Source organism: Billgrantia antri (assembly GCF_017868935.1).
Taxonomy (GTDB): domain Bacteria; phylum Pseudomonadota; class Gammaproteobacteria; order Pseudomonadales; family Halomonadaceae; genus Halomonas; species Halomonas antri.
On sequence record NZ_CP053383.1, the window covers coordinates 2865187 to 2880789 of the forward strand.

Sequence of the window (15603 nt, forward strand, 5' to 3'; positions counted from 1 at the left end):
ATTTAGACGCCATCCCGCCGTCAGTTCAACGTTTTATCGTGAGACTGCCGGCCGGCAATGACGTCGGACAACTTTCTGCGCAAGCGCACGGCGCGCCGTGCCCGAACACATTAAGGTCATTTCGAAAGCCGATGGATGCCCAGTACAAGCCCTTTGAGATAGAACGCGACGCCCAGAACTTCTGGGAGAAGAACCAGTGCTTCAAGGCGGTGGAGGATGCCAGCCGCGAGAAGTTCTACTGCCTGTCGATGTTCCCCTACCCCAGTGGCAAGCTGCACATGGGGCACGTGCGCAACTACACCATCGGCGACGTGGTCTCGCGCTTCCAGCGCATGCAGGGCAGGAACGTGATGCAGCCCATGGGCTGGGACGCCTTCGGCATGCCGGCCGAGAACGCGGCGATCCAGAACCGGGTGCCACCGGCCAAGTGGACCTACGACAACATCGACTACATGCGTAGCCAGCTCCAGGCGTTGGGGTTCGCCTACGATTGGAGCCGCGAGTTCGCCACCTGCGATACCGACTACTACCGCTGGGAGCAGTGGTTCTTCGCCAAGCTGGTGGAAAAAGGGCTGGTCTACAAGAAGATGTCCACGGTCAACTGGGACCCGGTGGACCAGACCGTGCTGGCCAACGAACAGGTCATCGAGGGCCGCGGCTGGCGCTCCGGTGCACTGGTGGAGCGCAAGGAGATCCCGCTGTGGTTCCTGCGCATCACCGACTACGCCGACGAGCTGCTCGCCGACCTCGACAAGATCGAGTGGCCCGAGCAGGTCAAGACCATGCAGCGCAACTGGATCGGCAAGTCGCGTGGCGTGGAGCTCAGCTTCGATATCAAGGCTACCGACGGCAGCGCGGCAGAACCGCTTTCGGTCTACACCACTCGCCCCGATACCCTGCTGGGAGTCACCTACGTGGCGGTGGCGGCCGCGCATCCGCTGGCCAAAGCCGCGGCTGAAGACAATGCCGAGCTGGCCGCCTTCTGCGAGGAATGCGCCCAGGGCGGCACCTCCGAGGCGGAGCTGGCCACCAAGGAGAAGCGCGGCATGCCTACCGGCCATATGGCCGTGCATCCGCTGACCGGTCGCGAGGTGCCCGTTTACGTTGCCAACTTCGTACTGATGGAGTTCGGGACCGGGGCGGTGATGGCGGTTCCCGGCCATGACCAGCGGGACTGGGAGTTCGCCACCAAGTACGACCTGCCCATCGAGGCAGTCATTGCCGACGATAACGGCCAGGCCCCGGATCTCTCGCAAGGCGCCTACGTGGAATACGGCGTGCTGATCAACTCCGGGGAGTTCGACGGCCTGGACTTCGATGCCGCCTTCGAGACCATCGCCGGCAGGCTGGCTGAGCTGGGTCGCGGCGAGGTGAAGATCAACTATCGCCTGCGTGACTGGGGCGTGGCCCGCCAGCGCTACTGGGGCGCACCGATCCCGGTCAAGTACGGCCCCGAAGGGCAGACCGTGCCGCTCTCCGACGACGAGCTGCCCGTCGCCCTGCCCATGGAGGTCACCGTCGACGCCAGCGGCTCGCCGCTGAAGCGTATGCCCGAGTTCTATGAGCTGGGCGACGGCTGGGTGCGCGAGACCGATACCTTCGATACCTTCATGGAGTCGTCCTGGTACTTTGCCCGCTTCTGCTGTGCCGACAATCGCGACGCCATGCTCGACGAGCGCGCCGACTACTGGCTGCCGGTGGATCTCTACATCGGCGGTATCGAGCACGCCATCCTGCACCTGCTATACGCGCGCTTCTTCACCAAGCTTATGCGCGACCTGGGCCTGGTGAAGGTCGACGAACCGTTCCAGCGCCTGCTCACTCAGGGCATGGTGATCGCCGAGACCTTCTACCGCTCGACGCCGAACGGCGGCAAGGAGTGGTTCAATCCCGCCGACGTGGAGGTCAAGCGCGACGACAAGGGCCGCCCGGTCAGCGCGGTGCTCATCAGTGACCGCCAACCGGTGGAGATGGGCGGCATCGAGAAGATGTCAAAGTCGAAGAACAACGGCGTCGATCCGCAGTCGATGATCGACCGCTTCGGCGCCGATACCGTGCGCCTGTTCATGATGTTCGCCGCACCGCCCGAGCAGTCGCTGGAGTGGTCCGATTCGGGCGTCGAGGGTGCCAGCCGCTTCCTCAAGCGCCTGTGGCGCATTGTGTTTGAACACCTCGAGGCCGGCCAGCCGGGCAAGCTGGACACCGAGGCGCTCAACGACACCCAGCGTGAACTGCGGCGCAAGACCCACGAAACGATCAAGAAGGCCAGCGACGATATCGGCCGGCGCACCACCTTCAACACTGCCATCGCTGCGGTGATGGAGCTGACCAACGCCCTTGCCAAGTTCGACGACGCCACGCCCCAGGGCCTGGCCGTGGCCCGCGAGGCCGTGGAAGCCTGCGTGCTGTTGCTGGCACCGATCACGCCGCATGCCTGCCATGCGTTGTGGCGCGAGCTGGGCCATGAGGAGCCGGCCATCGACGCCCCCTGGCCGAAGGTGGACGAATCGGCTCTCGCGCGCGACACCATCGAGCTGGTGGTACAGGTCAACGGCAAGCTGCGCGCCCGCATCGAGGTAGCGGCCGAAGCCTCCAAGGAAGCCATCGAAGCCGAAGCCTTCGCCGCCGAGAACGTCCAGCGCCATACCGAGGGCAAGGCGGTACGCAAGGTGATCGTGGTGCCGGGCAAACTGGTCAATATCGTGGTGAGCTGACGCAGACCGAACGGGAGCCCCCATGCAGCGACGCGATTTTCTCAACCTTGCCATGGCCGCCGGGGCGGCCATGGCACTGGCCGGCTGCGGCTTTCGCCTGCGCGGCTTCGATACGCCGGGACTAGCCCTGGAAGAGCTCGCACTGGCGGGAGACGACAGCGAGCTGGCCCGCCTGGTGGAAGAGCGCCTGACAGCGATCGGCACCCGGGTTAACGACAACGCTCCGCTGGTGCTCAATCTCGGCCCGGAGACTTTCCGTGAACGCCAGCTCAGCGTTCTCGACAGCGGTCCTCAAGAGCGGGAGATGTCGCTCACGGTCCCCTTCTCGGTACAACAGCGTAGCGACGGGGCCTACCGCCTCTCCGAACAGCGCCTCGAGGTATCGACCCGGTTCACCGTCAGCGACGACAATCTGCTGGCTCAGGATGATCTCCGCGAGGAAGCGCGCCAGGACCTGCGTCAGGAGGCCCAGCGCCGCTTGTTCGACCGTCTGCGCGCAGTGACCGACGGCTCGTGAATATTAATTCCCTACTGCTCGCATGAAGGCGCGCTCATGAAGGTCTTTGCCGACAAGCTTCCGGAAGCGCTGGCCAAGAAATTGCCCCCGGTGGTAATCGTGGCCGGTGAGGAGCCGCTACAGCACATGGAAGCCTGCGACGCCGTGCGCAGCGCGGCCCGCGAGCGGGGCATCGATGAGCGCGACATCCTTCACGTGGAGGCCAACTTCGCCTGGGGCCGGCTGCGCGAGGCTGCCGCCAGCCTGTCGCTGTTTGCCTCACGCAAGGTGATCGAGCTGCGTCTGGGTAGCCAGAGCCTCGGCCAGGAGGGCGCCAAGGCACTGAAGGAGTACGCCGAAGCACCGGGTAACCGTGACAACGTCTTGCTCGTCAGCATGGGCAAACTCGATTTCCGCCAGCAGAAGAGTGCCTGGTTCCAGGCGCTCGACAAACTCGGATTGTTCGTCCCGGTGTGGCCGGTAGACATGGCGAGACTGGGCTTCTGGCTACGCGACCGCGCCGAGCGCCACGGTTTGTCGCTCGAGCTGGATGCCGCCCGCCTGCTCGGCGAGCGCACCGAAGGCAACTTGCTCGCAGCAGACCAGGAACTGCAGAAGCTGGCCCTTCTGTTGCCTCCAGGCACGCGCGTGGGCCCTGCACAGATTGCTGGCGGTGTGGAAGACAGCGCACGCTATGATGTCTTCACCCTGACCGATGCCTGCCTCAAGGGCGAGCGCGAACGCGTCTCGCGCATCGTACGTGGCCTGCGCGGGGAAGGCGTCGAGGCCCCCATCGTGCTATGGGCGCTGAGCCGCGAGCTTCGCACCCTGCTGTCGTTGCATCAACACCTCGATCAAGGCCAGAGCTTCGAACACGCTTGCAAGGCGCAGAAACCGGCGATTTTCGACAAGCGCCGCCCAGCCTATCAGCAAGCCATTTCACGACTGCCAAGGAAACGTCTGCACAAGCTGCTGCTGTTTTCCCAGCGCCTCGATCTCTCGATCAAGGGCGCCGCCCATCTGCCGCTGTGGGAGGGGCTACACGACCTGGCAGTGACGCTGGCGGGTGGCCGCGGCCTGCTCGCTGAACTGCCCTCCTCCTATCGTGTGGGATAAGCTGGTCACTGAATCTCGATTATTTCGACATATCGATTTATGCAAGGGCATGAAATTTCACGCGCTTTCTGCTTATACTTATACAGCATCGCTGGAGCAAGTGGACCTCTGCGCTCACCGAACCGGGAGCGCTGGATCATTCAAGAGCCGGAAGCCTCACCTCAAGAAGAAGGAACACTGATCATGAAAACACTCCGCCGCTTTCTCAGTCCCCTGCTGATTCTCGCCCTAGTACTCGGCAGCGTCTCGGTATCGGCCGCGCCGCTTCCCGCCAGCGAGCTGGTCTCTACCCAGGCAGCCCTCTCGGCCGAACGAGCCGACGCCGACCGGGAGCGAATCAACGAGATCCTCTCTCGGGCCGACGTGCAGGAACAGCTCGTCGCCCAGGGGGTGGACCCAGCCGAAGTCGAAGCCCGCGTGGCCGCTCTTTCTGACGAAGAGGCCCGTCAGATGGCCGAGCAGCTCGACCAGTTGCCCGCCGGTGCCAGCGTCGTAGGTGCCCTGGTCCTCATCTTCCTTGTCCTGCTGGTCACCGACATCCTCGGTCTGACCAACGTCTTCCCCTTCACCCGCTGATGAAAGACGACATGCAGAACCGTTTCATGCCACTACGCAAGAACGCCCGCTTCGCGGGCGTTTTTCTGTTGGGACTGTGGCTGTTCATGCTGGTGGGTTGCGCCTCGACGCCACGCCTGACCGAAAGCACGGAGCAGGCCTTGCCGCAGCAAGTGCTGATCGAGGACGTTCCATTCCACGCCCAACGAGAATATCAGTGTGGACCCGCTTCGCTAGCCATGGTGCTCAACCATGACGGTGCGGACGTGGCCATGGAGCGCCTGATTCCACAGGTCTTCCTGCCCGGTCGCGAGGGAAGCGTTCAACCCGAGATGCTTGCCACGGTGAGACGCCACGGCCGTATTCCTTACGTCCTCGACAACAGCTTCGATGCGCTGCTCACCGAAATCGCCGCCGGCCACCCTGTCGTCGTCATGCAGAACCTTGCCCTTCCGGCATGGCCGATGTGGCATTACGCCGTGGCCATCGGCTACGATCTGGAAGCCGAGGAAATGACCGTGCACAGTGGAGAAGAAGCGGCGCGCATCGAATCCTTCCGCCGCTTTGATGCCACCTGGGCACGCAGCGATCGCTGGGCTTTCGTCGCCCTGGCTCCCGGCGAGATGCCTAGCGGTATCGGTGAGCAGCACGCGCTACAGGCGATCGCTGCCTTCGAGCAGGTGCAGGGGGCCGAAGCAGCCCTCCCGGCCTGGGAGGCTTTGGTCGCACGCTTCCCCGACTCCGGCATGGGGTACTTTGCATTGGGTAATGCCCGCCATGCCGCAGGAGATGCATCGGGCGCCATAGCGGCATTTCGCGCATCGGTAGCGCATCGGGACGACTTGGGCGTAGCATGGCTGAACTTGGGCCTGCTGTTGGGCGCGCAGGGCGAAACCGGCGAGGCTCGCCAGGCCTTGGGCCGCGCCGCTGATCTGCCTGGCCAGTGGCAGCCACGCGCCAGGGAGGCGCTGCAGCGGTTGTAGCCCGGCTCAGCCAAAGAGTGTCGATAGCATTTAAGGGAGACGGCGTGCGCTACGAGATTGTACTCAAGCGAATCTATAGCCCGGGCGAACCAACGGACGGTGCCCGGGTTCTGGTCGATCGCCTCTGGCCTCGTGGAAAGAGGCGCGAGAGCCTGGCGCTGACGGAGTGGTATCGTGACGCGTCGCCCTCGCCCTCGCTGAGTCGCCAACTACGTCAGGACGAGATCAGCCCCAAGGTCTTTGCCGTGCGTTATCGTGGCGAGCTGAGGGATCATCCCGAGAGCCTGGTTCCCTTGATGCGCTATGCCCGCCAAGGGAAGTTGACGCTGCTATCAGCCGCGCGCAATCTCGAGGAGTCCTACCTACCACTGTTGCAGCAGGCTCTGCTTGAAGCACTACGGCATGAGGACGTGGAGGATCTGGAACTCGCCTCGCCGCCTTGCTATCGGCATCAAGTACCGGACGAGTAAATGACCAACGCCAGCTACCTCGGCACCTCTGCGAGGCTTCTCATTCTCTCGACTCTGCACGCATGCATCTCCTGATCCGACCCCTTGCATGGCCATCGAACAGGTAATAGAGCAGATATGCCAGCACCGTAGGATCACGTAATTCCAGGCAAGCCCTCACCAGTAGGTTCAAGTCGATCTCAGTTCCTGCACTCCTGCACAGGGACACATAGCGCTTGAGGAAAAGCCTCATACGTTGATGGATGAACGTGGTGAGCTGCCTGTCCCTCACTTTCCGGTTGAGCATCAGGAGGGTCCTGACGGTAGCATGCATGCCCTGAACGTGCTTGGGAACCTTGTGCTGGGTCATGGTCGAGTTCAGTCTTATGCGCCTTTCAAAGTATACCCGCTGTGTCACCAGGCAGCGTCTAGCGGCCATCACCAATGGGTAGAGGATACATTCATCCTCATGAAAGTGTTGGATGAACCTAAGCGAGGCATCGGTCCATAGACGGCGCCTGCTCATGTACAGACAGGTCGAGGCGGAAAATCTTCCGCTAGCACGGAACGCTTCGAGCAGTTCTATCGAGGACTCGAAGACTCCATCAAATCCCCTGTCATATTCCAGTTGGATGACGCTTTCGTCTACGCCGTCATAAAAGCTCCTTCCCGAGAAGAAGATAATATCTGGGAAAGCATTATCCTCTGCCGAATTTTTCATATCGGATATGAAATCCGGCGTTACCAAGTCATCCGCATCGAAAAAATACACATATTCACAGCTAGCCAACGACAGCCCCAGGTTTCTAGCGCACCCTTGCCCTTGGTTTCTTGTAGATAGTATTTTGACAGGGTAAGGGTGCTGAAATTCTCCCACCAATGCCAGTGTATCATCCGCACTGCCATCATCGACGATGATGACCTCATCGGGGAGAGTCTCCTGATTTGCCATGGAAGTGAGCGCCTCCACTATATAGCGCGAGACGTTGAATGCCGGCATGACCACACTAATGCTAGCCTTTTTCATTATCACTCCATATCGATATCACATATCATTTTCTTTGCCCATCTCGCATGCACCTTCTGGCAAAAAAAATCATCCTATTACTGGTATAGTTTCTTCTGTAGTAAAGATGACTTCTCCCAAACCCCCAAATCACAAGTGTAGAGATCTTCTCACGCAGACACATTCTCTCGACAAAGCCATCATCCAAGTCGATTATTATCTTCGATCCGTCCTGTACATTAAGCACCTCTCTGAGTTTTTTATCGGAAAGTATTTCCATAATATGGAATGGCGTGCCTTGCCAACGATATATCCAGACAGGCTGCCCGGCTATGCAAGCCGGCCAGATAAAACGCCTTCCGTTATCGAATATCTTTGCGCAGGCAACACGCAACTTGACTCCATCATCAAGAACGATATTCAATGAGCCAGGGAAGATGCGCAGCCCAGTGAGGTTCTCGATTTCCTCGACGGAATGAGTTATATGCTCGTTAGCCCTCCCCCTGCCCGAAGATACGACACCCTCAACCCTTCTCATTATCCATCCCCTTGAGCCGGATCTTAATGGATAGATTTTCCAATCACATTGAAACTCGGTTTAACTTGGTCTCTCATCTTTCTCAATACCTTATTAGCGAGACGAACAGGTTTCATGGCCATTTTTCCGAAAACACCCAACTCTCTTTCGCCAAACATCGACTCACTTAGCAATCCCACCACTTCCTTGTTAATATTAACCCCAACATCTATAGGCTTTTCGTAATAATAGTTATTTGATTTAAGATATCCTTTGAGCAAACCACCCATTTGCACATTATCATGCACATTGACATCTTGATACCAACTCCACTGCTTTTCCCTTGCAATCTCTTCGAGAAGTTCGATATAGCTTTTACTAACTCGACTCTTATGTACTTTACAATGATAAAGCAGTGAAAAGAAAAGATCCTCCAACTCAGGGACAAAGAAATTACCATGCTTTTTCCTGCGTTCCAGCATGTCCTTTTCCCAAGAACAAGGATAATATCCATCTCCCACGAATCGGATGTCGACAGGTATTGTATTGCCTGCAATGTCGATAGTTCCTTTGTACGGCCTCCCACTCTTCTGGTAGACGTTGGCCGCCGAGGCCAGTTTCTGGAAGTCGGAGCAAAGAAAATCCACGTCACCACAGCCGGTCCTGACAGGTAGATTTTCGAAATTCCTCAGCACAAGGTATTTTACGCAATTATTCAAAATCTCAAATGGCTCATTCCAGTCCCGCCAGCCATTAGCTCCCTCAAGGTCTTTTTGTATGTCTTTCTTTATAGGGACATCAGAGGAAAGGCATTCAGCAAGAAGTTCGCTACCTAGAACTAGAGATGTCTGAAAAATGAATTCTTCGTAATTATTACTGGAGTGGACCTGGTATGCCTTGTCGAACCAAGCGCGAAATTCATATTTTTTCTTCACGACATTGCGATTAGAAAGCTCAATATTACCGGACACATTTCGAATCAAGGCATACTGAGGCTCTAGATCCTCAACAATAATGAAGCGAAACGGGGGCTTTCCAATCTTTTTATCGTAACCTTTGAACTCAAGTGAACCCGAGGGCCTTTGGTAAAGACGTTGTATATTTCTATTATAGTTACGCTCCGACCAGAATATATTATAATCACCTAAAATATTGAAGTTACGTCTTATTCCTTCGACAATCTCACCTTCCTTGCTCCGCCCCCCCTCCCATATGGCAAAACAAGAAAAGTCTCTTCTTACCAGATCTTCCCTTTCCTGCATCACGGCTAGCTCACTCGCAGGCCCACGCCCTTTACTTTCAAGCTTGAACATGGCGTCAGGCTCGACCGAACTACCATTCATATGCCCGATAGTATTCATTTTTCATCTCGCTCTGGCTTTTCAATAGCTAGACGGCTTGTCTGATCTCTTCACGTTTCGGCCATAATCGTTCTTGCAAATGCCGCTCGAACCGACGACGAAAAATGTCGGCAGCCTCTTCCACTGTATAAAGCCCACGCCGAACATTAGGCCACAAATGGGCCTCCTCGAGTCTGATGACAGGGTTATCCTTATCGAACAGCATGGGAATGCTTTCTATCTCCAAAGCCAGACATATCGCAACGCGATGCCAGCCATGCCTCGGCTGTATGATTTCCTCACCTTTAGTGGTAAATATTCTAGCTCTTATCAGCCCAAACTCTTCCTTCAGTCCTATTCTCCTGATAGACTCATACGTATCAATGAGCCTTTTCAGCTCCATTTCCACCAACTTGGGGGAGACTGGGCCAAATCCCTTCCAGCCATCTTTCTCGCGCCAGGCTTCGAAACCATTCTTTCTCGCCTCATCACGCATCAACTTGATGCGGAATTCTCTCTTCTCCTCCGGTGTCGAAGCATCCCATGGGTATACATAAGCAAGTGGGTCCAGGAGAAGCCATTTCTTGTTGGGCATTACATTCAGGAACTCGGCCACATTCCTTGGCTGAAATTCATTAAAATAATCGGAAAAGTACCGCAGTGCCGCACCCCTTCCGCCACGTTCATAGAAACGAATCACCTCAATCCAGATGTGCATCAGGTTAGTGCTCGCCAGCAGAGCAGGCGGCACGTCTAACACATATCTCCGCTGCTTGCTGACATACATGCCTTCCAGAGGCGTGAGACACCTTCCGGGGGCCCTCATGTCCTGTAAACGAGCCTGTTGCCTTTCGATCCGGTAACCGGCCAGGCGCAATGGCCCAGCGAGACACGCTCCGACAACTCTCCTTCCCCACGCGCCCAGCGTTCGTTTCATAGCCCCCCCTCGGCCAATCGACTCGGCAACATGCTTCTCTTGTGTAGAGTTTGTCGACGGTTTTCCTCCTTTCGTAATCAAGACGCTAATGCACGCTCTCGGAAAGAACAAATTGAAACCTTTCGATACTCAAGATCACACAGCTCGCGCAGCGCTGCGTATATCATTTTTCTCATTCTTTTTTGCGAGCCTAGGGCCATGCACCGCGAACGGCGCGTATGACGAAGCGCTAGCGTGGGCGCTTCCTTGGGCTGCGCAAGCGATGCTGCCGGCAAGGACACGTGCCGGTCATGACGACCGGCACGTGAAAGCGGAGGGATCCTGAACGGAAAGGGTCAGAACACCCGATTCAGTCCGTTCTGTGCTGCTACCCGGTAGGCCTCGGCCATGGTGGGGTAGTTGAAGGTGGTGTTGACGAAATACTTGAGGGTGTTGGCTTCGCCCTTCTGCTGCATGATTGCCTGGCCGATGTGCACGATCTCCGAAGCCTGATCGCCGAAGCAGTGGATACCGTAGATCTCCAAAGTGTCCTGGTGAAACAGGATCTTGAGCATGCCAACCGTGTCGCCGGTGATCTGAGCACGGGCGGTATCCTTGAAGAAAGCCTGAGCAACTTCATAGGGCACTTTGGCTTCGGTGAGCTCACGCTCGGTCCGCCCGAACGAGCTGATCTCGGGAATGGTGTAGATGCCTGTCGGCACCTCGTTGACGAAGCGATAGTCGCGTTCGAGCAACTCGTCGCAGGCGTTGAGCCCCTGGTCATAGGCGGCGCTCGCCAGGCTCGGCCAACCGATCACGTCGCCGGCGGCATAGATGTGCGGGATGGCAGTCCGGTAGTGGTCGTCTACCTGGAGCTGGCCGCGCCCGTTGGCTTCAAGACCGATGTTCTCCAGGCCGAGCTCGTCGGTATTCCCGGTGCGGCCGTTGGCCCATAGGAAGGCGTCGGCACGCAGTTTCTTGCCAGACTTGAGATAGACCACCACGCCCGACTCGTCACCCTCGACCCGTTCGTACTCTTCATTGTGGCGGATCAGTACGCCATGCTTGCGTAGATGATAGGAGAGCGCGTCGCTGATCTCGTCATCGAGAAACGACAGTAGACGATCACGACTGTTGATCAAGTCCACCTTGACGCCGAGTCCGGAGAAGATGGAAGCGTATTCACAGCCGATCACACCTGCACCGAAAATGATCAGCGTACGCGGCGTATGCGAGAGGCTCAGGACGCTATCGGAATCGTAGATGCGCGGATGTCGAAAATTGATGTCGGCGGGACGATAGGGACGCGAACCGGTGGCGATGATGATTTTCTGCGCCACCAATTCCTCCAACGCCTCCTGACGGTCGCGCACCAGCAAGGTGTGCTCGTCCTTGAAGCGGGCCACCCCGCTGAACAGATCGATACGATTGCGCGCATAGAACTTGGTACGCATCTCGACCTGCTGGTCGATGGTGATTCGCGAGCGCTCCATGACTCTGGGAAAGGAGAACCAGCGCGGCTCACCGATATCACGGAACATGCGGTTGGTGTTGAACTGCATGATCTGCTTGACCTGATGGCGAAGAGCCTTGGAGGGAATCGTTCCCCAGTGGGTACAGTTCCCCCCCAGGATCGGCTGCTTCTCCACGACCGCCACCCGCTTGCCATGCTTGGCGGCATTGATCGCCGCGCTCTCGCCGGCGGGCCCGGTACCGATCACCACCACGTCATAGTTATGGATTGCCATGGGCGCTTGCGTCTCCTTTCCCTTGTCGATGTTGGTTTTCGGCTTTCGGGGCTACGCCTGCTGCACGATAATTCGGCCAGTTTGGCTTGGCGAAGGAGCAAGACACACCTCCCCCCTAGCGGCGGGTAGCGTCATAGCCCAGATCGGCGCCACGACTCTCGTCGCTCGAACGGCGTGCACTGGCTGCCTCCCCCTTGCGCTTGCGGTTCTCTTCCTCGCACACCTCGTCCTTGCCGCCGCAGATGTCGCACCCCTCCTTGAGGCCCAGCTTGTTGAGGCCGCCGCAGGAGCCGGCAATGGGCTTGCGTCCCATGATCACGCCGATGGCCATACACCCCATGATCAGCAGCATGAAGCCCAGTACAACGAGAAAAGTGGTCATTGCTTTCCCTCCAGGCGGCTAGGGCTCGAGCCAAGGCTCAAGGGCCGCGGTATGTTGAATTTCGATACCCTGTGGTGTCTTGACAACAACCCTGGCGGCACTATCCATGCTCTCCGCCAGGAGCAAGGCGTCCGCAGGATCGGCCTGGATCAGTAGACTGGCCTGTTGCATGGCCTCGCTGGCGCTCGGTGCAACGACACTGACCGCCAGGGGGGTCGACAACGTGACCAGTGGAACCACATCCTGCTGGGCAAAGCGCTGCACCAAGGCGGCATCCTGAAGACGCAGATGTCGTGCGCCATCCGGTCCCGAAAGCCCTGCCTGCTCGAGCGATAGGCGCCAGCCATTCTCGGAGGGCTTGCCCCGACCACGCATTACGCCGCCCACCTCGACCAGCATGGCGGCTGGAGCCATGGGATGGTCCTCGAGCCAACGCGTCAACCGATCGACAGCAAGCGAGTGAACGACGCGATCCGTCTCATGCCGCAGGCTCGGCGTGGCTATCCAGAAGTGGCTGAACGCCGCGTCCAGCGCTTGGGTAAAGATGCTTCGCTGACGTTCAAGCGTTGCCAGTTCACCTTGTATGCCGGCCTCGAGTTCAGCAACCTGGGACTGATCGAGGTCGGCATACAAGGTGATATGGTAACCCGTGCCAAGAGTCGTGCCGTGGAGATAGTACTCGCTGGCCTGATCGCGGCAAGCGCTGAGTGCCATGACCAAGGACACTGCCAGAAGGAGCCGGGCTGGCCCACACAGAGCCAGCCCGGAGAGTCGCCCGAAGGCGAAGGGGGTCATCCGCCAAAGTCGTCCAGCAAGATGTTTTCGGGCTCGACGCCCAGGTCGAGCAGCATCTTGATGACGGATGCGTTCATCATGGGCGGTCCACACATGTAGTACTCGCAATCCTCGGGAGCCGGATGGTCCTTGAGGTAGTTCTCGTACAACACGTTGTGAATGAACCCGGTGGGACCGGTCCAGTTGTCCTCGGGTAGCGGGTCCGATAGCGCCAGGTGCCACTCGAAGTTGGGGAACTCCTCGGCCAACTGATCATACTCGTCGTTGTAGAAGGTCTCGCGCCAGGAGCGCGCACCGTACCAGAACGAGATCTTGCGGTCGCTCTTGAGTCGCTTGAGCTGATCGAAGATATGGCTGCGCATCGGCGCCATGCCTGCACCGCCACCGACGAATACCATCTCGGCGTCGGTGTCCTTGGCGAAGAACTCGCCGAAGGGACCCATCACCGTGACCTTGTCACCCGGCTTCAGGCTGAAGACGTAGGTCGACATCAGCCCCGGCGGATGGCTTGTACCGGGAGGCGGTGTGGCGATACGGATGTTGAACTTGAGAATGCCCCTCTCTTCCGGGTAGTTCGCCATCGAGTAGGCGCGAATGACCTCCTCGTTGTTCTTGTGAGAGAGCTTGAACAGGTCGAACTTCTCCCAGTCGCCGCGATACTCCTCCTCGATGTCGAAGTCGGAAAACTTGATATCGTAGGGCGGCGCCACCAGCTGCACGTAGCCGCCAGCGCGGAAATCAACATTCTCGCCTTCGGGAAGCTTGAGGTTGAGCTCCTTGATGAAGGTCGCCACGTTGGGGTTGCCGATGACCTCGCATTCCCATTTCTTGACGCCGAAGACCTCCTCGGGTACCTCGATCTTCATGTCCTGCTTCACCGGCACCTGGCAGGAGAGCCGCCAGCCCTCCTTCTTTTCGCGCAGAGTGAAGTGGGACTCCTCGGTCGGCAGGATCGAGCCGCCGCCCTCTTCCACCCGGCACTTGCACTGTGCGCAGGAGCCGCCGCCGCCGCAGGCGGAGGAAAGGAAGATGCCATTGGCCGCCAGCGTGTTGAGCAGTTTGCCGCCCGCCTGGGTGCTGATGGTGTGTTCCGGGTCGCCGTTGATCTCGATGGAAACGTCGCCGGTACTGACGAGCTTGCTTCGGGCCGCCAGGATCACCACGACGAGACCGATGATGACCACGGTGAACATGACCACACCGAGCAAGATGATAGATGTTCCAACCATGTCGGTTTCCTATTTGCTGTGTAACCTGTTTCCCGGCGGCGCGAGCGCCGCCGGAAATGCGCCCCGGCTCAGAGCTGAATGCCCGAGAAGGACATGAAGCCCAGCGACATCAAGCCCACCGTGATGAATGTGATGCCCAGGCCCTGCAGGCCAGCCGGCACGTCACTGTACTTGAGCTTCTCGCGGATCCCCGCCAGCGCGGTGATGGCCAGCGCCCAGCCCACGCCGGAGCCCAGGCCGTAGACCACGGATTCGCCGAAGTTATAGTTGCGCTCGACCATGAACAGCACGCCCCCGAGGATGGCGCAGTTCACGGTGATCAGCGGCAGGAACACGCCCAATGCGTTGTAGAGCGCCGGCACGTACTTGTCGAGGAACATCTCGAGAATCTGCACCAGCGCGGCGATCACGCCGATGTAGGACAGCAGACCCAGGAACGACAGGTCGATGTTTTCGGCCCCTTCGATACCGGTCCAGGTCAGCGCGCCCTCCGCCAACAGTGCGCTATAGATGACGTTGTTGACGGGCACGGAGATGGTCAGCACCACGATCACCGCGATACCGAGGCCGATGGCCGCCGAGACCTTCTTGGATACCGCCAGGAAGGTACACATGCCGAGGAAGAACGCCAGGGCCAGGTTCTCGACGAAGACCGAGGCAACGAACAGGCTGATATAGTGCTCCATGTTACACGGCCTCCTTCGGTTGGGTGTTTTCCTTCATCTTGAACTCGTTCGCCTCGACCTGCTCCGGATGCGTGGAACGCAGCGCCCAGATGATCAGGCCAATGATGAAGAACGCCGACGGCGGCAGCAGCAGCAGGCCGTTGGGCACGTACCAGCCGCCATCCTGCACGGTGGGCAGGATGGTAAGACCGAACACGCTACCGGAACCGAGCAGCTCGCGAACGAAGCCCACGGTCATCAGGATGAAGCCATAGCCCAGACCGTTGCCGATGCCATCCAGGAACGACAGTCCCGGAGAGTTCTGCATGGCGAAACCTTCGGCACGCCCCATCACGATGCAGTTGGTAATGATCAGGCCGACGAATACCGAGAGCTGCTTGGACATTTCGTAGGCATACGCCTTGAGGATCTGATCCACCACGATCACTAGCGAGGCGATGATGGTCATCTGCACGATGATGCGGATCGACGACGGGATGTGATGCCGGATCAACGAGATGAAAAAGCTGGAGAAAGCCGTTACGAAACAAACGGCCAACGACATGACCAGCGAGACGCTCATGCTGGTCGTCACCGCCAGCGCCGAACAGATACCCAGTACCTGCAGGGCGATGGGGTTGTTGTTGAAGATCGGGGTCGTCAGGACGCCCTTGGGAGTCACAGCGGACATA

16 protein-coding genes are annotated in these 15603 nt (G+C 58.5%); 6 read left to right on the forward strand and 10 right to left on the reverse strand.

Features of this window, described 5'->3' with window-relative positions:
* Positions 1–131 precede the first annotated feature (131 nt).
* The 6 genes from leuS to HNO53_RS13315 all read left to right on the forward strand — a co-directional run bounded on the left by leuS (position 132) and on the right by HNO53_RS13315 (position 6334).
* Complete coding sequence (gene leuS / locus HNO53_RS13290; protein WP_209472810.1) at positions 132–2714, forward strand: leucine--tRNA ligase; 2583 nt, start codon at positions 132–134, stop codon at positions 2712–2714.
* A 22-nt stretch (positions 2715–2736) separates the two neighbouring features.
* Positions 2737–3231, forward strand: a complete 495-nt coding sequence (locus HNO53_RS13295) for an LPS-assembly lipoprotein LptE (protein ID WP_209472812.1) — start codon at positions 2737–2739, stop codon at positions 3229–3231.
* Between the two features lie 36 nt (positions 3232–3267).
* A complete protein-coding gene (gene holA, locus HNO53_RS13300; RefSeq protein WP_209472814.1) occupies positions 3268–4326 on the forward strand; it encodes a DNA polymerase III subunit delta in 1059 nt (352 codons plus the stop codon).
* 183 nt (positions 4327–4509) lie between these two features.
* Positions 4510–4902 carry a PA2779 family protein gene (locus tag HNO53_RS13305; RefSeq protein WP_209472816.1) on the forward strand — a complete coding sequence of 131 codons (393 nt, stop codon included), beginning with the start codon at positions 4510–4512 and terminating at the stop codon, positions 4900–4902.
* A gap of 11 nt (positions 4903–4913) precedes the next feature.
* Positions 4914–5864, forward strand: coding sequence for a PA2778 family cysteine peptidase (locus tag HNO53_RS13310; protein ID WP_209472818.1), 951 nt, complete (start codon positions 4914–4916; stop codon positions 5862–5864).
* 44 nt (positions 5865–5908) lie between these two features.
* Positions 5909–6334, forward strand: coding sequence for a DUF488 domain-containing protein (locus HNO53_RS13315; RefSeq protein WP_209472820.1), 426 nt, complete (start codon positions 5909–5911; stop codon positions 6332–6334).
* A 40-nt stretch (positions 6335–6374) separates the two neighbouring features.
* Here the strand turns inward: HNO53_RS13315 and HNO53_RS13320 are convergent, their stop codons facing one another.
* The 10 genes from HNO53_RS13320 to HNO53_RS13365 form a co-directional block, all read right to left on the reverse strand.
* Positions 6375–7340, reverse strand: a complete 966-nt coding sequence (locus HNO53_RS13320) for a glycosyltransferase (RefSeq protein WP_209472822.1) — start codon at positions 7338–7340, stop codon at positions 6375–6377.
* A 25-nt stretch (positions 7341–7365) separates the two neighbouring features.
* Positions 7366–7857 carry a DUF120 domain-containing protein gene (locus tag HNO53_RS13325; RefSeq protein WP_209472824.1) on the reverse strand — a complete coding sequence of 164 codons (492 nt, stop codon included), beginning with the start codon at positions 7855–7857 and terminating at the stop codon, positions 7366–7368.
* Positions 7858–7880: 23 nt separating this feature from the next.
* Positions 7881–9197 (reverse strand): hypothetical protein, encoded by a 1317-nt coding sequence (locus tag HNO53_RS13330; RefSeq protein WP_209472826.1) that lies wholly within the window; start codon positions 9195–9197, stop codon positions 7881–7883.
* A 28-nt stretch (positions 9198–9225) separates the two neighbouring features.
* Positions 9226–10113 carry a hypothetical protein gene (locus HNO53_RS13335; RefSeq protein WP_209472828.1) on the reverse strand — a complete coding sequence of 296 codons (888 nt, stop codon included), beginning with the start codon at positions 10111–10113 and terminating at the stop codon, positions 9226–9228.
* Positions 10114–10448: 335 nt separating this feature from the next.
* On the reverse strand, positions 10449–11840 hold the full coding sequence (gene sthA / locus HNO53_RS13340; protein ID WP_209472830.1) for a Si-specific NAD(P)(+) transhydrogenase: 1392 nt from the start codon (positions 11838–11840) through the stop codon (positions 10449–10451).
* 115 nt (positions 11841–11955) lie between these two features.
* Positions 11956–12222, reverse strand: coding sequence for a (Na+)-NQR maturation NqrM (gene nqrM / locus HNO53_RS13345; RefSeq protein WP_209472832.1), 267 nt, complete (start codon positions 12220–12222; stop codon positions 11956–11958).
* An 18-nt stretch (positions 12223–12240) separates the two neighbouring features.
* Entirely contained in the window at positions 12241–12936 is a 696-nt protein-coding gene (locus HNO53_RS13350) for a hypothetical protein (protein WP_209472834.1), read from the reverse strand.
* Between the two features lie 77 nt (positions 12937–13013).
* Positions 13014–14246: an NADH:ubiquinone reductase (Na(+)-transporting) subunit F gene (gene nqrF, locus HNO53_RS13355; protein WP_209472836.1), complete on the reverse strand. Its 1233-nt coding sequence runs from the start codon at positions 14244–14246 to the stop codon at positions 13014–13016.
* 68 nt (positions 14247–14314) lie between these two features.
* Positions 14315–14932, reverse strand: coding sequence for an NADH:ubiquinone reductase (Na(+)-transporting) subunit E (gene nqrE / locus HNO53_RS13360; protein ID WP_209472838.1), 618 nt, complete (start codon positions 14930–14932; stop codon positions 14315–14317).
* Position 14933: 1 nt separating this feature from the next.
* Positions 14934–15602 carry an NADH:ubiquinone reductase (Na(+)-transporting) subunit D gene (locus tag HNO53_RS13365; protein ID WP_209472840.1) on the reverse strand — a complete coding sequence of 223 codons (669 nt, stop codon included), beginning with the start codon at positions 15600–15602 and terminating at the stop codon, positions 14934–14936.
* Between the last annotated feature and the right edge of the window lies 1 nt (position 15603).